This is a genomic window from Streptosporangium sp. OZ121, from assembly GCF_051918885.1.
Lineage (GTDB): Bacteria > Actinomycetota > Actinomycetes > Streptosporangiales > Streptosporangiaceae > Streptosporangium.
Genome location: NZ_JBPXMC010000045.1, coordinates 31,770 through 49,679, shown reverse-complemented (window position 1 = coordinate 49,679; position 17,910 = coordinate 31,770). Strand labels below are relative to the sequence as shown.

Below are 17,910 nucleotides of genomic sequence, written 5' to 3'. Positions count from 1 at the left end.
GGCACCGCACCCACCGCCACCCCCACACGAACCCGCTCGACACCACCCTCCGAACCGGCCTCCACACCGGCGGACGAGTCGTCGCCGGTCAGCACCAGCCGCACCCCGGCCCGGCGGCAGATCCGCTCCTTGCGGGTCTCCGGCTGGTCCACCCCCACCGGGACGTACACGCCCCCGGCGGCCAGCACGCCGAGCACGGCCACGGCCTGGTCCGGGCCCTTGGGCAGGGAGACGGCGACCGCGTCGCCCGGCGTGACGCCGTGCCCGCGCAACCACCCGGCCACCCCCAGCGCCCGCCCCGCCAGCTCCCCGTAGGAAAGCTCACCACCGTCCCACACCACCGCCGTACGACCCGGCTCCCGAGCCGCCCACCCGAAGAACCCCGAATGCAGCAACCCCTCCGGCACCGCACCCGCCGTCGCGTTCACCCCCGCCCGCACCAGCGACTGGCCGGAGGGGGTGAGCGCGGGGAGCGGGCGGTCCCAGTCGCCCTCGGCGAGCCAGTCGAGCAGGCCGGCGAAGGCACCGGACATCGCGTCCAGCATCCCGGCGGGGAAGAGCTCGTCGACCGCGTCCCAGTTGAACAGCAGCCCTCCGTCCACCTCGACCACCTGGTGGTCCAGCCACACCTGCGGCGTCTGGGAGAGCATCCAGCCGAGCCTCCCGAGGCTCCGCTGGACGTCCTGGCCCACGAGGTCGCCCATCCCGGCGGCGCTGGTGAGCACCACCGGGGCCGTGACCTGCCCGCCGCGGCGGCCCCGGTTGAGGTCACGGAGGACCTCGACGCCCGAGTAGGCCGAGTGGGCGACGTCGGCGATGAAGCGGCTCTGCAGGGCCGTGACCCGGTCCTGGAAGGTCTCCTCCCGCGTCAGGTCGACATCGAGGAGGATCAGGTTCGTGAAGTCGGCGACCATCAGGGGCACGTCGGGGTGGAGCGTCTGCCGGTCGAACAGCGGGAGGTTGAGCAGGAAGCGCGGCTGGGCGCTCCAGGCACCGATGACCTCGGCGAAGGCCGCCGCCAGCACCATGGGCAGGGTCACCCCGCGCGTGCGGGCGTGGTCGGCGAGCAGGTCGCGCCCCTCGGGCGGCAGCCAGTGGCCGCGGCGGACGACGCGAGGCCGCTCGACGCGCTCGGGCTCGACCGCGAGCGGGAGCTGGGGCCCCTCGGGCAGGTCGGCGAGCCGCTCCCTCCAGTAGGCACGGTCCTTCTCGCGCGCCTCGCGTCCGCGCAGCTCGTGCTCGGCGAGGTAGGTGGGGAAGCCGTACCGCAGGGGCGGCAGCGACTCGCCCCGCCCGGAGTAGAGCACGGCCAGGTCCTCCAGGATGATCTGGATGCTGCGCACGTCGGCCACGAGCAGGTCGAAGTTGACGTGCAGCCGGTGGGCGCCCCCGGGCAACAGCGAGAGCCGGATGTCGAACACCTCACCGCGCTCGACCTCCAGGCGCCGGTGCGAGAAGGTCTCGCGCAGCTCGTCGAGACGTCCGCCGTCGTCCAGGCGCAGGTCGTGCACCACGAGGCCAGGCCAGGGGCTGCGGTCCAGGATCTGCTGGGTGCCGTCGTCGAGGAACCTGGCGCGCAGCAGCGCGTGCCGCTCGAACAGGGCGCGCACGGCGCCTTCGAGGGCCTCCGCGTCGACGCCCGCGCCGTCGAACTCGGCGTAGAAGTGGCAGCCGACGCCGCCGAGCACCTGCCGGTCCTGCCGGCCGATCCAGTAGGCGTGCTGGACGGGGGTGAGCGCGAAGGGCGCGCTCTCGTCCACCTCCGGCGCCCGAGGCCCGGCCGCCGTCGCGCCGGCCGTGTCCTGGCCGGCGGAGAGCAGCTCCCACCAGTCGTCGAGCGTGGGAGCCTCGAACAGGTCGGCGAACTTGACCTCCACACCGCCGCGCCGCCACTCGTTGGCCAGCTGCATGACCCGCATGGAGTCGAGGCCGTGGCGGATCAGGTCGTCCCCGCCGTTCAGCCGGGACGCGTCCAGGCCGAGCACGGTCGCGGCGGCCTGCCGGACCGCCTCGTACGTCAGCGGCTCGGCGGGCCGCGCGACCCCGCCGGACATGTCCACGGTGCCCACGGCGTCCGCGGCGTCCGCCGAGGATGAAGGTGAGGACGAGGCCGGGTCCGGCGACGGGGAGGCCGGACCCGGAGACAGGGAGTGGCTGTGGCGCACGTCGAGTTCGCCGCGGCGGTACCCGTTGAGGACCGCGAGCCGGTCGTCACCGAGCCGCCGCAGCTCGCCGGGGGCCACGAGCGCGACGACGTCGGCCACCAGCCCGTGCTCCCGGATCACGGCGGCGCGCATCCGCCGGACGAGCTCGGCCGGCCCGTTCTCCGGGAGCTCCCCGGAGGTCTCGACCAGCAGCAGCAGGCCGCCGTCGAAGGGCGTCTGGAACGCGCGGCACTCCTGCCCCGTGACCTCGGCCACGGTGCTCTCCAGCGGCTCGGGGCGGCGGATGCGGCCGCGAATCGACATGTCCCACATAGCGATTCACGTTGTCACGGGCCATGAAATGCGGCAATTCACAAAATCGCCTTCCGCCGGCGAAATGCTCGACGATGTAGCCGGATAGCGATTAAGCATGCCTTACCTAACTGCCCATCAGGGTGGCCGTGCTCCTGCGAAGACACAGCGAAGGCGCTCACCAATTGCCCGTCCGGACGTTCAGGAAAATATTCAGGCACCTATTTCGAGGTGCCCGATCGGCTACTTGCCGCCCCCTGTGGCCCGACCTAGCGTCGGCAGGGTCCATGGGAGAGGAGACCGCAAGTGGCCAGCACACTGGAGGTTTCGCCGGACCGTGTGGTAGCGGGGCCGGAGGAGGCCCGCGTGCTCGGAGACGAGTACGTCACGGCGGTGGGCAAAATCCTCAACAGCCACGTCCGCAACGAGGCCGTCGGGGCGGCCGTCTTCGACGAACCCTCCATCGCGCTCGCGCCCACTCCACGTGATAAGTGGCTGGCCTGCAGAATGGCAATGGAGGAATACGGCCACCATTTAAAATTCAACAAGCTCGCCGCCGAACTCGGCCTTGAGGACGCGAACGCCAGGAGCCCTCTCTCGATATTCGAGTACGAGGTGCGGAGCTGGACCGAATACGTGATGACCAAGGCGATCGTCGACCTCGCCGAGGTCGTGCTGATGGAGGACCTCTGCGACTGCTCCTACCTGCCCCTGCGCAAGCTCTGCCGGTCGTTGATGCCCGAGGAGCGCTTCCACGTGGGGTTCGGCGCGACGAGCGCGCGCCGGCTGGTGGCCGACCCCGCCCAGCGCGACGAGGTGCGGCGGGCCGGGCACGAGCTGCTCGCGATGACGATGCCGTTCTTCGGCCGCAGCGACTCGAAGAACAACGAGGTGTTCCGCCGCCTGGCCATCAAGCGGATGACCAACGACGAGTGCCGCGCGGAGTTCGTCCGGCGCACGCGGGAGCTCTTCGAGTCCGACCTCGGTCTCGACTACCCGGAAGTGGATGTGCGATGGTACGGCACTTCGAGCTGACCGAACCGCCCGAGGGGCTGGCCGCCGAGCTGGGGCCCGGCGGCGACCGGGTGGAGCGTCTCCTGCGCGGCATCTGCGCCGCCGGCCGGGCCCCGGCTCGGCGGCGCGCCCCGGGTTCCTCTCTCACCGTCGTGCGCGACCCGGCCGTCGCGGCCGCGGCGATGGACCGGGTCGACCCCGGCTGGCTGGAGGCGCTCGACCGGCGGCGCGGCGCGGCCCGCGAGCGGCTCGTGGCGGCCGGCCGCGAGCAGCAGCTGGACACGGCCGAGCATGTGGCCATGCTCGTCGCGACGCCCCGCCTCGACCCCGCCGACCAGACCGACCCCGACGCGCGCGCCGTGTCCGGCGCCCTGCTGTGGCTGATCGGCACGGTCGTCGCGGACGCGCTCGCGGACCCCGGCGGCGCCCCCGCCGCGAACGGCGGCGGCCCAGGCCACGACGAAGACGAAGACGACGGCAAAGACGATCCGCTGTCCGGGCTCGCCGAGCTGCTGGCCTCCGGCTGGTGGCCCATCGGCCCCGTGAACGGCGCCTTCCTGATCTCCCCCTACGCGGCCGACGGAGGTGAACCGCATGCCCGATGACTCTTTCGGCACGCGCCAAGGAACCACCACGGCGCCTTCCGCGCCGGTGGCGCCCGGCGTCCCGGCTCAGAGAGCACGGATTCCCAGGACCGGCGGCGCCGGAGCGCTCCCGATCACCGGTGTGGGCCAGGTCCCCGCCCCCTCGCCCGGCACGCAGAACCCGGGGACCCCCGGGACGGGGAACGTCGCCGGCGAGCTCGCCCGCCTCGCCGGAGACCGCGGCTGGAGCACGGCGCCCGCCTTCTACGAGGGCGACCGCGTCTGGACCCACGGGGAGGTGCACGACCTGGCGGCGCGGGTCACGACGGTCCTGGTCGACCTGGGCGTGCGGCCGGGCGAGCGCATCATGATCGCGCTCGAGGACTGCGTCGCGTGGGTCGCGGCCTTCCTCGGCGCCGCCCGGCTCGGCGTCACGGCGGTGCCCGTCAACCCCGAGCTGACGGAGGCCGACCACGCCTTCGTCCTCGCCGACTGCGACGCCAGGCTCGTGGTCGCCACCAGGGAGATCGCACCCCGCTTCGACGGCGTGCCGCACCTGACCGGCGAGCAGTTGCTCTGCCTGGCCGGCCGGGTCCCGCCGGGGCCCGTCGCCCAGGTCGGCTCCTCGGCGCCCCTCTACGCGCAGTACACCTCGGGCACGACCGGGCGGCCCAAGGGCGCGCTGCACCGCCACGGCGACCTCGCGCTCTACCATCGCGCGGCCGGCGAGGGCGTGGTCGGCATCCGCGGGGACGACGTGACCCTGTCGGTCTCGAAGATGTTCTTCGCCTACGGCCTGGGCAACGCGCTGGTGTTCCCGCTGTTCTCCGGCTCGTCCGCCGTCCTGCTCGCGGACCGGCCGACCCCGGCGCTGGTCGCCGAGGCGGTCGCCCGCCACGGCGTCACCGCGCTGTACGCGGTGCCCTCCGCCTACGCCAACCTCGTCGCCGAGTGCGAGCCGGCCGCCTTCTCCTCCGTACGGGTCGCCGTGTCGGCGGGCGAGACGCTCAACGAGACGCTGGGCGCCCGCACCCGGGAACTGCTCGGTGCCCCCGTCCTCGACCAGCTGGGCTCGACCGAGGCCGGGCACGCCTTCTGCTCCAGCACCCTGGCCCGTGACGAGCCGGGCACGATCGGCCGTGCCCTGCCCGGCTACGAGCTGCGGGTGCGCGACGAGCGGGGGGAACCGGCCACCGAGGGAGAGCTCTGGGTACGGGGCGAGTCGCTGCTCCTGGAGTACCTCAACCAGCCCGACCAGACGGCGCACGCCCTGGTGGACGGGTGGCTGCGCACCGGCGACCGCGTCGAGCGCCTGCCCGGCGGCGCCTACGTCCACCGCGGCCGCTGTGACGACCTGGAGATGGTCGGCGGCATCACGATGTCGCCGGTCGAGGTCGAGAAGGTCCTCTCGGAGCACCCGGCCGTGGCCGAGGTGGCCGTCGCCGTCATCGCCGACGAGCGCGGAGCGCGCAAGCTGCGGGCGTTCGTGGTGCCCGCCACCCCGGGCCAGGATCCGGCGCGGATCGAGAAGGAGCTGATCGAGCTGGCCCGCGGGCGGCTGGCACCGTTCAAGGTCCCGCGTAGCGTGAAGCTGTGCCAGGCCCTGCCGCGGACGCACACCGGCAAGCTGCGCCGCTTCGCCGTCCGCGACGGGGACTGGTGATCGCTGGTGCGCACGCTGCTCGTCGACAACTACGACTCCTACACCTACAACCTGTTCCAGCTGGTCGCGGAGACCTACGGCGTGGAACCGGTCGTGATGAGCAATGACGACGAGGCCTGGCACGACCTGCCCCTGCACCGGTTCGACGCGCTGATCATCTCCCCCGGTCCCGGCCGGCCCCAGGTGGAGCGGGACGTCGGCGTCTCCCTCGACCTCATCCGCGCCTCCGGCCTGCCCGTACTGGGCGTGTGCCTGGGACACCAGGCGCTGGGCTGGCTGTCCGGCGCCGACGTGGTGCCGGCGCCCGCGCCGATCCACGGGCACGTCGAGCGGATCCGGCACTGCGGGCGGGACCTCTTCCGTGGCCTGCCGCAGGACTTCCAGGCGGTCCGCTACCACTCGCTCTGCGTGGCCACCCCGCCACCCGACGAGCTGGAGATCACGGCGTGGACGGGCGACTCGGTCGTGATGGGCCTGCGGCACCGCACGATGCCGTGGTGGGGTGTGCAGTTCCATCCCGAGTCGATCTCCACCGAGCACGGCCCCGCGCTGCTGCGCAACTTCCGCGACCTCGCCCTGGCTGCGGGGCCCGTGCCCGGTACGGCGCCGCCCGTCGCGCACGTCCCCACGTGGTCGCTGGAGACGGAGCGGATCGACGGCGCCGCCGACGCCGAGGCGGTGTTCACCGGCCTCTTCCGTTCCCAGCGGTACGCCTACTGGCTGGACAGCAGCCGCGCCGAGCCCGGCGGGGCGCGTTTCTCCTTCCTCGGCGACGCGGGCGGCCCGCACGGCGAGGTGCTCTCCTGCCGGCCCGGCGCGGGCAGCGTGCGGATCCAGGACGCCTCGGGTGCGGGCATGGCGATCCATGTCCCGATCTTCGACCTGCTCGACGAGCGGGTGGCCGCCCGCGCGATGGAACCGGACCCCGCGCTCCCTTTCGACCTGGACGGCGGCTACGTCGGCTACTTCGGCTACGAGCTCAAGCGCGACTGCGGGGCGCGGGCCGAACACCTGTCGTCGATGCCCGACGCGGTCTGGATGTCGGCGACGCGGTTCGTCGCGATCGACCACGAGACGGGCCAGACGTGGGCGGTGGCGCTCACCGACGGCGGCTCCGGCAGCCGCAAGCAGGCCAGGCGCTGGGTCGAGGAGACGGCCGCGGCGTGCCGGGGGATGGTCTTCGGGCGTGACGTCCCGGTGGCGGAGGTGGAGGGGGAGGAGTTCGATCCCGAGCCCTGGCTGGTACGGCCCCGCGAGCGCTACCTGGCCGACATCGAGGAGTGCCTGCGGCTGCTGCGCGCCGGGGAGAGTTACGAGATCTGCCTCACCAACACCGTCGAGATCCCCTTCCACGGGTCGGCAGAGGACCTCTACCTGCGCCAGCGGCGGCTGAACCCGGCGCCGTACGCGGCCTATCTGCGGCTGGAGGAGGATCACGTCCTGTGCTCCTCCCCCGAGCGTTTCCTCAAGGTCGGCAGGGACGGGGTCGCGGAGTCGAAGCCGATCAAGGGCACCGCGCCGCGCGATCCCGAGCCGCGCCACGACGACGAGCTGAGGAGGGAGCTCGCGTCGTCCGGCAAGACCCGCGCGGAGAACCTCATGATCGTCGATCTGCTCCGCAACGACCTCGGCCGGATCTGCGACGTCGGCACGATCGACGTGCCGCGCTTCATGGCCGTGGAGTCCTACGCCACCGTCCACCAGCTCGTCTCCACCGTCCGCGGGCACCTGCAGGACGGTATGAGCGCCGTTCGGGCCGCGCGCAGCTGCTTTCCCGGCGGGTCGATGACCGGCGCGCCCAAACTGCGCACGATGGAGATCATCGACAGGCTCGAGGGCCGCGCGCGCGGCGTCTACTCAGGCACGATCGGATTCTTCGGTCTCAGCGGCACCGCGGACCTCAACATCGTGATCCGGACCGCGGTCGCCAGGCCCGGCGGGCTGACGGTCGGCGCGGGCGGGGCGATCGTCCTCGACTCCGACCCGGTCGAGGAGTACGAGGAGATGCTGCTCAAGGCCCGCGCCCCGCTGCGGGGCCTCGGCGGGCTGTCCGGCGCGCCCGCCCCCCGGCGTCTCGCCTGAGACGGCGTCTAACCCGGCCGCCGGGCCGGGCCGGGCCGGGCCGGCGGCCGGGCCCGACCCGGTCCGACGGCGTCTAACGGCCGGGTTCGGGGAGCAGCCCCCGGTTGAGCGCCACCGCGGTGGCGAGCGTCCGGTTGGAGCAGTTGAGCTTGGCGAGGATGTTGGCGACGTGCCGCTTGGCCCCGTGTTCTGAGATGCCGAGGCGGCGGGCGATCTGCTTGTTGCTGAGCCCCTCCGCCATCAGGGCGAGGGCCTGCTGCTCGCGCGAGCTCAGCGGCGAGTCGACGGGGTCGCTCTCCGGGCAGGAGTCGTCGTCGGGGCCGGGCGTCCCCTCGAGGTCCTCCTCGTCGCGGATGCGGGACAGGAGCCGCCGGGCCAGCGGGCCGGGCATCGGCATGAGGCCGCTGCCGAGGTCCGCCAGGGCACTCCTGAGCGAGGTGTGGGTCAGGTCCGTCTCCAGCAGCAGGCCGTCGACCGGCAGGGCCGCGGCCTCCGCGAGCGAGGCGTCGCACACGCCGCGCAGGACCAGCAGGACGTGCGCGTCGTGCTCGGCCGCGACCGTGGCCAGCTTCTCGGTCGCGTGCGCCTTGCCGGACGGGGCGAGCAGCAGGACGTCCGGCCTCTGTGACTGCAGCAGCTCGAGAGCGCGGTCGAGGTCGCCCGCCTCGTACGTTCTCTCCACCGTGTCGACGGTCGCGAGCATGGTGCACAGCCCGCAGCGGAGCACCTCACTGCCCATGGCGACCAGAACGGCCCGGCCTAAAGGATCGAGTCGTTGTGAGCTCATGTTCATCCCGCCGTCGCGTCGGACAACCGCAGTTCCACTACTTCAAGAGGGCTCCAATACCCTGAAAAACGCGGCATCCACCTGTATTTCAAGAAAGTTCGCTATAAAGATCCACAGCCATCCTGACCAGAGGAATTTCCGGCCGGCCGCCGAGTGGATCCCTTCCCGGGCGCGGCGGGTCAGATGACTGGCGGTCGCCCGCGGTCAGCGTGCCCGCGCCTTCGGTGCCGCTCCCCGGAGGCCGTCTTCGTACCGGCTCCCCGCCGGCTCCTTGCGCCGGGCCGTTTGTCGCTTTCCTTCCGCCCGCAAATTACTCGGACCGCCCGGATCACCCGGATCCCCTATTACCTGCCTACCCTGCTTTTCCCGTATCTTCAACGTCGGAAATGTCCGTTTATATGCGTCTTCGCAGATCACGGGGCCATCTCGGCGCGTTATATTTCCAACTTAGGGTACCCTTGCCTAATCAGATTTCCTGGTCTACCGTCGGAACCGGACTCCGGAACCGCACAGCCCTGATGATCACCGTGACGCGAAGGCGGCGAACCACGTGAGGATCCTGACCCGGAGCGACCTGGCCAGAGTCGAGCTCGTCCCCTCCGAGGTGGTCTCGGTCGTGGAGGAGTCTTACCGGGCCCTGGCCTCCGGGCTGTCGGTCAATCCGAGCAGGCTGACGGTCAAGCCACCCGACGGGCACTCGGTGGGCCACACCCTGGTGGGGCGCGACGGCACTCGCGAGGTCGTCGCCTTCAAGACCTCCTACCGGTTCTATCCGCGGCGCGAGCACCAGTACACGACCCTGTCGCTGTACGACGACGAGAGCGGGCTCCCCGTCGCGCTGATGGACTGCGCCAGGATCGGGACCATGCGGGCCCCGGCGGTGTCCGCGCTCATCGCCCGCGAGTGCGCCGCCCCCGGCAGCCGCAGCGCCCTGGTGATCGGTACGGGCGTCCAGGGGCGGCAGGCCCTGCCCTACCTGATGGCCACCATGCCCGGCCTGGAACGGCTCATGGTCTACGGCACCCACCCCGACGGGCTGCGCGCGGTGCGGGAGGCCGTGCCCGGCGAGGAGGTGGAGATCGTCGAGGACCTGCGGGCCGCGGCCGGCGAGGCCGACGTGGTGCTCGCCGCCGCCGGGCCCAAGACCCCCGCGGCGATCGAGGCCCGCTGGCTGCGGCCCGGGGCGCTGTGCGTGCTGGTCGGGTACGGGCTGGCCTCCTCGACCCTGCACCGGGCCGACCGGGTGCTCGCCACCAGCGCCGCCCGGATGGCGGTCACCGGCACCGACCTCGCCGACGCGCGCGGCAGGCTCCGCCCGGTGGACGTCGAGCTGCCCGAGGTGCTCGCCGGATCCGCCGGGGCACGGCTCGACGCCGGCGAGCGGATCTTCGCGTACAACAGCGGGCTCGCCGTCACCGACATCGCGCTCGGCCACCACCTCGCCCAGAAGGCCACGGCGCGCGAGCTGGGACAGGTGATCGACCTGTGGCGTTGAGGACGCCGGCCTCTCGCGCGCCCGAGACGCCGGTCGGCCGCGCACCCGCGTCACCCTGCCCCGGGCAGGGGTCCCCCGTGCCCGCCCCACGCCCTCCGGCCCGGCCCACGCCGGAGTCACGCCATCTCGCGCTCCCGCTCCCCGCCGGTGACGACCTCGCCGGTGACGACCTCGCTGGTGACGACCTCGCTGGTGACCCGGCGGTCGACGACGTTCAGGGGACCGAGGCCTGACAGGACCGTGAGGATCTCGTCCACCAGCCCGGGGGGAGCGGACCTCGCGCCGGTGAGGGCGACGGTGCCGGCCTCCCGCAGCAGGCTCGGGCAGAGGTCGGCGACACCGGTGACGACCCGCGAAAGGACGCCGGAGTCACCGGCGAGCCCGATGACGTGACGGGCGTCGGGACAGCCGGGGCCCGCGGCGACCAGCAGGAGATCCCCGGCGGCGGCGACGGCGGCGACGGCGGTCGCCCGGTCGGAGGCGTGGTAGCAGAAGTCGTCGGGGTCGGGGCCGCGCAATCCGGGGAAGCGGGCGCGCAGGGCCGCGACGACGGGGCGGGCGTGCTCGACGGGGATGCCGGGCTGGATGAGGTAGGAGACCGCCATGGGGTCGGCGGGCCGCAGCCGCGCCACGTCGGCCGCCGTCTCCACCAGAACGGTCGTCTGCGGGGCCTGGCCGAGGATGCCCGGGACGACGGCGTCGCCGTGCCTGCCGATCACGACGGTGAGGTCACCGCGCTCGGTGAACCGCGCCACCTCGGCGTGGGCGGCGGACACCAGGGGGCAGGTGGCGTCGACGACGGCCAGCCCCCTGGCCGCGGCCTCGGCCCGCAGGGCCCGCGGCACACCGTGGGCGGGGAGGACGACGACGGCGTGCTCGGGGAGCGTGCCGAGGCCGGTGACCGTACCGACGCCCGCGCGGGCCAGTTCCCCCGCGTGGTGGGGGACGTCGGTGACGGGACCGTAGGCGAACACGGGCCCGCCTCCGGCCCCGCCCCGGGCGGTCTCCAGCGCGGTCTCCAGGGCACCTCGGGCTCCGGGGCAGACCGGCCGGGTGCCGGCCAGCAGCGCGCGGCGGCTGCGCATGACGTCACCCCATCGCCGTACCTCCTGACAAGCCGCCTCCACCGCGGCACGGTCATCGGGGTGGGCGGCGGCCGCGAGCCCGGTGACGCGGCCGTGACGGTCGATACAGGAGACGGCGAACAGGTGGCCGTCGCCGAGGGAGATGTCGCCGGCCCGCCCGGTCGCCGGCGCGTACCGCGGGCCGTCCCGCCGGGTGCCCGGACGGGGCTCCGGGGCAGTGTCCGGAAGGATGTCCGGAAGGATGTCCGGAAGGATGCCCGGAAGGATGCCCGGAAGGATGCCCGGAAGGACGTCCCGCCGGACGGCCGGGCGGGTCTCCGGACGGGCGGTCAGCGGCGCGTAGCGCACGCGCAGCCCCCTGCGGGTGAGCGCCGCCCCCAGGGCCGGCGCGGCGGGACACTCGACGGATCCCCTGCCGGGGTGGTCGAAGACGGGAGCGACGACCACTTCCCCGCCGGCGACGCCCTGGCAGGCGAAACGCTCCCGGATCTTACTCCTGTTCATATTCTCGTCCCCGATCGTCAAGGAAACCGAGCCCACGGCGGCGGATTCGGAGCGGGTTTTCGAGACCCGCCAGATCTCGTTTCCCTGCCCGCGAATGGATACACGACCCGGTGCGCGAAAATATCAAGGCGATCACCACCTGCGCATTTTTTATGACAATACTTTATGGGTGATTAGGGCCGCCGATCCGGCGGATATCCCTTCGTCATCGCGGGCCGGGCCCGGCCCGTCAGACGGTTCCCTCAGATGGCCACGGCCCGCTGCAGCACCGCCCTGGCGAGGGCGTTGCGCTGGTAGGGGCGCAGCCGCGCCTTGAGCGTGGACAGGGCGGCGCGGGTCCGCCCGCTGCGAAGGTGGGGATAGTCGTCGAGGAAGGCGTGCCAGGTGAGCGCGGCCTGTTCCAGGTGCCCCTGGTCGAGGTGCAGCGCGGCCAGGGTCGCGGAGGTGAGCGCGCGGGCACGGCGCTCGGTGGCCGGCCGGTGCCGGATGGAGGCGGCCAGGGCGTCGGCGGCGGCGGGCCTGTCGTCCAGCGCGGTCAGCACCGCGGCGTGCTGGTGGGCGAGGGACGCCTGGTGGTAGGCGCCCACCGTGTCGGCGGGGGCGCCCGTCGTGGCGACGGCGCGGTCGAGGTGGTGCTCGGCCGCCCGGAGGTGGCGGAGGGCGGTGCGCCGGCCGCCCTCCGCCGCCGCCGCGACGGCGGCCTGTCCGCGCAGGAAGGCGTGGGTGCCCGGCTCGATCGCCGCGGGGGCGCTGGTCAGGGCCGCCTCGGCCAGGTCGAGAGCCTGGCCGTGGTGCCCCAGGGTGTGGGCCTGCACCGACAGTGCCCGCAGGGTGACCGCGTACCCGGCCGCGTCGCCGTTCTCGGCGGCGAGTCTCAGCGCCGCCCGGTAGTAGCTCTGGGCGACCCCGTGGAGCTGCTCGTCGAAGCACATGAAGCCGCACAGGTACGTCAGCTCGGTGGCGATCGACAGCATCCTACGGCGCGTCCCGGGGCTCATCCGGGCCCGCAGCCACGGCACGACGTCCACGGCGAGGTATCCCGACAGCGCCCGCCGCGCCTGGCCTCCGCCGAAGGCCGTGTCCGTCTGCGAGAACACCTGGGCCATCGCCTCCGCCGCCTCCACCTGCGGTGTTCCCACCTCCGGCGCCCGCCTGCGGCCCGAGCCCGCGGTGGCCGCCGCCGCGGCGGCGTCGGCCCAGCCGGGCACCGACAGCGCGGCCAGGCTGTAGACGCAGTCCTCCAGCATCCGCCGCCTGCCCAGGCACACCCCGGTGTGCAGCTCCACCAGCCGGGTCACGGGATCCTCGTCCCGCCAGTCCTCGCCCGCGGTCCTCGGGGCGTCGCGGGGGGCCCGGCCCGGGTCCGCCAGGCCGACCGCGGCGATCTCCAGCGGGCGTCCGAGACGGCGCGACAGCGCCTCGGCCACCAGATGCGGCACGGGCGGGCGCGGGCGCATGCCCGCCAGCCAGTGGGCGACCGCCGCCCGCCCGTAGCGCAGCGCCACTCCCGCCTCGGCGCCGAGCCCGTTGACCTCGTCGGCCAGCTGCTGCCCGGTCCACCGGGCCTCTGTCAGCAACGCCCGTAATCGGACGTTGGGTCGGTGTCCTGTGCCCATCCGTTTTCTCTCACCGGACTCGTCGGCGATATTCCTCACCTCCCCGCTTTTTCAAATTTAAATTTCACCTATCAGCGATCCTCGCCGTTATCACGAAGGCGGCGATCGCGTCACGGACGTCGTCATGAAACACCTTCCGCAAATGAAACCGATCGCCCGGCGCCGGGGGGTTCCGGGATATCGCGGCGGCGGTCGTACTGGAAGTGGGGGAAGCGGACCGCTTTCTTCCCGGCGCACGGCGGCACGCCCCTTTCCCGGCCGCCCGGCACCAAGGAGAACCGGAAGAGAGGTGAAGTGCGGTGACGACAGCACCGGTGCTCGGCTCCCTCGCCGGCACCACGCGATCGGCGGGCCGGGTCCTGACCGCCGCCCGGGAGCTGGTCGAGCCGGCCCACCGTGCCGCGGTGGACCGGCTGCCGCAGGAGATCCGCCACGTCGCCGGCTACCACGTGGGCTGGTGGGACGCCGACGGCCGCCCCTGCGACAGCGGCGGCAAGTCGGTCAGGCCCGCGCTGGTGCTCGCGTCGGCGTGGGCGGTCGGCGGCGAGAACCCGCGGGTCTCCGAGGTGTCGATCCCCGCGGCGGTCGCGGTGGAGCTGGTCCACGACTTCTCGCTGCTTCACGACGACATCATGGACGGCGACCTCACCCGAAGGCACCGGCCGGCCGCGTGGACCGTCTTCGGGACCGGCGAGACCATCCTGGTCGGGGACGTACTGCTGGCCCTCTCCCTGGACCTGCTCGCCACCAGCCCCGGCCTGCGGGTGATGACCGGCTCGCTGCTGCGGCTGTGCTCGGGGCAGAGCGCCGACCTGGCGTTCGAGACGCGGACCGACGTCACCCTTTCCCAGTGCGTTCAGATGGCGATGGGCAAGACCGGGGCGCTGCTGGGCTGCGCCTGCGAGCTCGGCGCGCTGGCCGGCGGCGCAGATCACGCCCGCGCCCGGCTGTTCGGGCAGTTCGGGCGCCACCTCGGCCTGGCCTTCCAGCTGGCGGACGACCTCCTGGGGATCTGGGGAGATCCCCAGGTCACCGGCAAGCCCGTCTTCTCCGACCTGGCCAACCGCAAGAAGTCCCTGCCGGTGGTCGCCGCCCTCACCTCGGGCACCGCCGCGGGCGAGCGGCTGGCCTCGCTCTACCACCGCGACCGCGAACTGGACGAGCGCGACCTGGCCCGCGCCGCCGACCTGGTCGAGGCCGCCGGCGCCCGCGCCTGGGCCCGGCGGGAGGCCGAGGCCAACCTCGGTGCCGCGCTGGACCGCCTGCGCGAGGCCGCCCCCGCCCCCGGCCCGGCCGAGGACCTTCGCCTCCTGGCCCACATGATCACTCGGCGGGACCACTGACGCGCCCACCTCCCGGGCTCGGACCCGGGTTCTCCACGCTGGAGGTATTCGATGACGGCACGGACCACAGGCGACCTGTCCGCGGGCCCGCCCTCACGGGCGGGCGAGCCCGGCGGCGAGGAGGCGCGAAAGGTGCTGCTGGCCTCCCCCCGGTCGCTGTGCGCGGGTGTCGAGCGGGCGATCGAGACCGTGGAACGTGTGCTGGCCGACCGCGGCGCCCCCGTCTACGTGCGCAAGCAGATCGTGCACAACGTCCACGTGGTCGACGACCTGCGGCGGCGCGGCGCGGTCTTCGTCGAGGAACTCGACGAGGTCCCGCCGGGGGCGACGGTGGTGTTCTCCGCCCACGGCGTCTCACCGGCCGTACGGGAGCAGGCCGCCGCCAGGGGGCTGCGGGTGATCGACGCGACCTGCCCGCTGGTCACCAAGGTGCACGCCGAGGCGCGCCGCTTCGCCGCCCGCGGCGACACCGTCGTGCTGATCGGGCACGCCGGGCACGAGGAGGTGGAGGGCACCATGGGCGAGGCGCCGGAGCGGACCGTGCTGGTCCAGACCCCCGCCGAGGCCGCCGCGCTGGAGGTCGAGGACCCCGGCCGGGTGTCCTACCTGACCCAGACCACCCTGGCCGTCGACGAGACCGACGAGGTGGTCGAGGCGCTACGCGCCCGCTTCCCCGCGCTGGCAGGACCGGGCAGCGACGACATCTGCTACGCCACGACCAACAGGCAGCGGGCGGTCTCCGAGGTCGCCGCCGGCGCCGACCTGGTACTCGTCATCGGCTCCGCCAACTCCTCGAACTCGGTGCGGCTGGTCGAGCTCGCCCGGCGCCGGGGCGTCGCGGCGCACCTGATCGACGACGTCGGCGACATCAGGCCCGAATGGCTCCGCGACGCCCGCGCCGTCGGCGTGAGCGCGGGCGCCTCGGCCCCGCACCACCTGGTGGAGGAGGTCGTCGACTTCCTGCGCGAGCTGGGGCCCGTCCAGGTCGCCGAGCACCGCCACACCATCGAGACCGTCCGTTTCGCCGCTCCGAAGGAAGTGCGCACGCCATGAGCGCTGACACCGCCGCAACCGGCTTCCACGCCGCCACGGTCACCGTCCCCGACCCCCCCGGGCCCCCGCGGGCCGGTGCCGCCCCCGGTGGCACGGCCGGTGGCGCGGCGGCCGTGGACGGCCTGCTGGAACGGATCGGGGATCCCGGTGACCTGCGGCGCCTGCCGTCCGCCCGGCTGCCCGCGCTGGCCGGTGAGATCCGCCGTTTCCTGGTGGACAAGGTCAGCGCGACGGGCGGCCACCTGGGCTCCAACCTGGGGGCGGTGGAGCTGAGCGTCGCGCTGCACCGGGTCTTCGCCTCCCCCCAGGACGCGATCGTGTTCGACACCGGCCACCAGGCCTACGTTCACAAGATCCTCACCGGCCGCCGGGACGACTTCGACGGGCTGCGCCAACCTGGGGGCCTGTCGGGGTACCCGAGCCGGGCCGAGTCGGTCCACGACGTCGTCGAGAACTCGCACGCCTCGACCGCCCTGTCCTACGCCGACGGGCTGGCGAAGGCCGTCCGGCTCAGCGGCCGCGCCGACCGGCACGTGGTGGCGGTGATCGGGGACGGCGCGCTGACCGGGGGGCTCGCGCTCGAGGCGGTCAACAACCTGGGCGCCGCGCCGGGGCTGCCGGTCATCGTCGTGATCAACGACAACGGCCGCTCCTACGCCAGGACCGCCGGCGGGCTCGCCGCCCACCTCGCCGCACTGCGCCGCTCCCGCCCCGGCCTGCCGGACCCGGAGTCACGCGGCGACGGCGAGGAACCCCGCCGGGCCCCCCGCGAGGCCGGGGAGCCCGGGGAGACCCGGGAGACCGGGAACACCGCGGAGACCCGGGACGCCGGGGACGGCCGGGACGCCACGCGGCCGGCCGGGACCAACGTCTTCGAGGCCCTGGGATTCTCCTACCTCGGCCCCGTCGACGGCCACGACATCGACGCCCTGGAGGGAGCACTGCTGCGGGCCCGCGCCCTGGGCCGTCCCGTGGTGGTGCACGCGGTCACGGTCAAGGGGAAGGGGTACGGTCCCGCGGAGGACGACGAGGCCGACCGGATGCACGGCATCGGGGTGCTGGACCCGGCCACCGGCCGCCCGCCGGCCGCGACCGCCGCGACGCCGCCCTCGTGGACGTCGGTGTTCGCCAAGGAGATCACCGCGATAGGCGCCGAGCGACCGGCCGTGATCGCGATCACGGCGGCGATGCCCGGCCCGACCGGGCTGGCGGCGTTCGCGGCCAGGTTCCCCGACCGCTTCGTGGACGTCGGCATCGCCGAGCAGCACGCGGTCACCTGCGCCGCCGGGCTCGCCATGAACGGCATGCACCCCGTCGTGGCGATGTACGCGACCTTCTGCAACCGGGCCTTCGACCAGGCGCTGATGGACGTCGCCCTGCACCGGTTGCCCGTCACGCTGGTCCTGGACCGGGCGGGGATAACCGGCCCCGACGGGCCGAGCCACCACGGCATGTGGGACCTGGTGCTGCTCGGGATGATCCCGGGGCTGCGGATCGCCGCGCCCCGCGACGCGACCCGGTTGCGCGAGGCGCTCCACGAGGCCGTCGGCTTCGACGGCGGGCCGACCGCGATCCGCTATCCGAAGGCCAGCGTCGGTCCCGACATCGTGGCGCTGCGGCGGCTCGGCGGGGCGGGCGGGGTCGACGTGCTGGCGGAGAACGGCGACCGCGTGCTGCTCGTGGCCGTCGGCTCGCTGGCGGGCCCGTGCGTGGCGGCCGCCGCGCAGCTGCGCCACCACGGCGTCGGCGCCACGGTCGTGGATCCGCGGTGGGTGGACCCGGTCCATCCGGCGCTGGTGGAGCTGGCCGCCTCGCACGGCCTGGTGGTCACCGTCGAGGACGGCCTGCGCACCGGTGGCGTCGGCGCGGCGGTCGCCACCGCGTGCGCCGACGCCGACCTGGACACGCCGGTCCGCGCCCTCGGCCTGCCCAGGGAGTTCATCGGGCACGGCGACCGCGCCCACCTGCTGGCCGCCGCCGGCCTGGACCACGGCTCCATCACCGCCTCGGTGCTCCGCGCCGTCCACGCCCCCACCCGCCCCGCCACCGCCGGGCCGGGCGCGGTGGCCGGCGGTGGCGGCGCGGCCTCCCGGCCGAAGTCACCGCCGAGGTCACAGGCCACGCCACAGGCCGTGCCACAGCCCACGTCACAGGCCACGTCGAAGCCGAAGTCCCAGCGGAGGTCACAGCCGATCGGAGGCCGCCGGTGAGCGCTCCCGTACTCGTGG

Annotated in this window: 12 protein-coding genes; 8 read left to right on the top strand and 4 right to left on the bottom strand. The window is 73.7% G+C overall.

The genetic code is table 11. The features are described from left to right. The coding region (locus ACTOQ1_RS40630) for a condensation domain-containing protein (RefSeq protein WP_440073675.1) at window positions 1-2,468 on the bottom strand (2,468 nt) is incomplete at its 3' end. 354 nt (window positions 2,469-2,822) lie between these two features. On the opposite strand from ACTOQ1_RS40630, the gene ACTOQ1_RS40625 reads away from it, so the two are divergent. The 4 genes from ACTOQ1_RS40625 to pabB are packed head-to-tail and all read left to right on the top strand — an operon-like array spanning window position 2,823 to window position 7,799. Continuing rightward, window positions 2,823-3,491, top strand: a complete 669-nt coding sequence (locus ACTOQ1_RS40625; protein WP_440073673.1) for a Phenylacetic acid catabolic protein — start codon at window positions 2,823-2,825, stop codon at window positions 3,489-3,491. Next, window positions 3,470-4,075, top strand: coding sequence for a hypothetical protein (locus ACTOQ1_RS40620; protein WP_440073672.1), 606 nt, complete (start codon window positions 3,470-3,472; stop codon window positions 4,073-4,075). The genes ACTOQ1_RS40625 and ACTOQ1_RS40620 overlap by 22 nt, the downstream gene beginning before the upstream one ends. Next, window positions 4,065-5,717 (top strand): AMP-binding protein, encoded by a 1,653-nt coding sequence (locus ACTOQ1_RS40615; RefSeq protein ID WP_440073670.1) that lies wholly within the window; start codon window positions 4,065-4,067, stop codon window positions 5,715-5,717. Before ACTOQ1_RS40620 ends, ACTOQ1_RS40615 begins: the two co-directional genes overlap by 11 nt. 6 nt (window positions 5,718-5,723) lie before the next feature. After that, window positions 5,724-7,799: an aminodeoxychorismate synthase component I gene (pabB, locus tag ACTOQ1_RS40610; RefSeq protein WP_440073668.1), complete on the top strand. Its 2,076-nt coding sequence runs from the start codon at window positions 5,724-5,726 to the stop codon at window positions 7,797-7,799. 73 nt (window positions 7,800-7,872) lie between these two features. Here pabB and ACTOQ1_RS40605 read toward each other — a convergent pair whose 3' ends face one another. Continuing rightward, window positions 7,873-8,586: a response regulator transcription factor gene (locus tag ACTOQ1_RS40605; RefSeq protein ID WP_440073667.1), complete on the bottom strand. Its 714-nt coding sequence runs from the start codon at window positions 8,584-8,586 to the stop codon at window positions 7,873-7,875. A gap of 550 nt (window positions 8,587-9,136) precedes the next feature. Between ACTOQ1_RS40605 and ACTOQ1_RS40600 the strand changes: the two genes are divergently transcribed. Next, window positions 9,137-10,081, top strand: a complete 945-nt coding sequence (locus ACTOQ1_RS40600; RefSeq protein WP_440073665.1) for an ornithine cyclodeaminase family protein — start codon at window positions 9,137-9,139, stop codon at window positions 10,079-10,081. A gap of 116 nt (window positions 10,082-10,197) precedes the next feature. On the opposite strand, the gene ACTOQ1_RS40595 is transcribed toward ACTOQ1_RS40600, so the two are convergent. After that, window positions 10,198-11,670 carry a hypothetical protein gene (locus ACTOQ1_RS40595; protein WP_440073663.1) on the bottom strand — a complete coding sequence of 491 codons (1,473 nt, stop codon included), beginning with the start codon at window positions 11,668-11,670 and terminating at the stop codon, window positions 10,198-10,200. A gap of 242 nt (window positions 11,671-11,912) precedes the next feature. Then, window positions 11,913-13,247: a hypothetical protein gene (locus tag ACTOQ1_RS40590; protein ID WP_440073662.1), complete on the bottom strand. Its 1,335-nt coding sequence runs from the start codon at window positions 13,245-13,247 to the stop codon at window positions 11,913-11,915. A 338-nt stretch (window positions 13,248-13,585) separates the two neighbouring features. Between ACTOQ1_RS40590 and ACTOQ1_RS40585 the strand changes: the two genes are divergently transcribed. From ACTOQ1_RS40585 to ACTOQ1_RS40575, 3 genes are read left to right on the top strand one after another with little or no spacing between them, the layout of a single operon-like run. Beyond that, window positions 13,586-14,629, top strand: a complete 1,044-nt coding sequence (locus ACTOQ1_RS40585) for a polyprenyl synthetase family protein (protein ID WP_440073660.1) — start codon at window positions 13,586-13,588, stop codon at window positions 14,627-14,629. A gap of 51 nt (window positions 14,630-14,680) precedes the next feature. Further along, window positions 14,681-15,682 (top strand): 4-hydroxy-3-methylbut-2-enyl diphosphate reductase, encoded by a 1,002-nt coding sequence (locus tag ACTOQ1_RS40580; RefSeq protein ID WP_440073659.1) that lies wholly within the window; start codon window positions 14,681-14,683, stop codon window positions 15,680-15,682. Then, entirely contained in the window at window positions 15,679-17,892 is a 2,214-nt protein-coding gene (locus ACTOQ1_RS40575; protein WP_440073657.1) for a 1-deoxy-D-xylulose-5-phosphate synthase, read from the top strand. Before ACTOQ1_RS40580 ends, ACTOQ1_RS40575 begins: the two co-directional genes overlap by 4 nt. The last annotated feature ends 18 nt before the right edge of the window (window positions 17,893-17,910 follow it).

Excerpts from the sequence above, each read along its gene's own strand:
- ACTOQ1_RS40620 (WP_440073672.1), top strand. The coding sequence starts at position 3,470 with ATGGTACGGCACTTCGAGCTGACCGAACCGCCCGAGGGGCTGGCCGCC.
- ACTOQ1_RS40615 (WP_440073670.1), top strand. The coding sequence starts at position 4,065 with ATGCCCGATGACTCTTTCGGCACGCGCCAAGGAACCACCACGGCGCCT.
- ACTOQ1_RS40605 (WP_440073667.1), bottom strand. The coding sequence starts at position 8,586 with ATGAGCTCACAACGACTCGATCCTTTAGGCCGGGCCGTTCTGGTCGCC.
- ACTOQ1_RS40595 (WP_440073663.1), bottom strand. The coding sequence starts at position 11,670 with ATGAACAGGAGTAAGATCCGGGAGCGTTTCGCCTGCCAGGGCGTCGCC.
- ACTOQ1_RS40580 (WP_440073659.1), top strand. The coding sequence starts at position 14,681 with ATGACGGCACGGACCACAGGCGACCTGTCCGCGGGCCCGCCCTCACGG.
- ACTOQ1_RS40575 (WP_440073657.1), top strand. The coding sequence starts at position 15,679 with ATGAGCGCTGACACCGCCGCAACCGGCTTCCACGCCGCCACGGTCACC.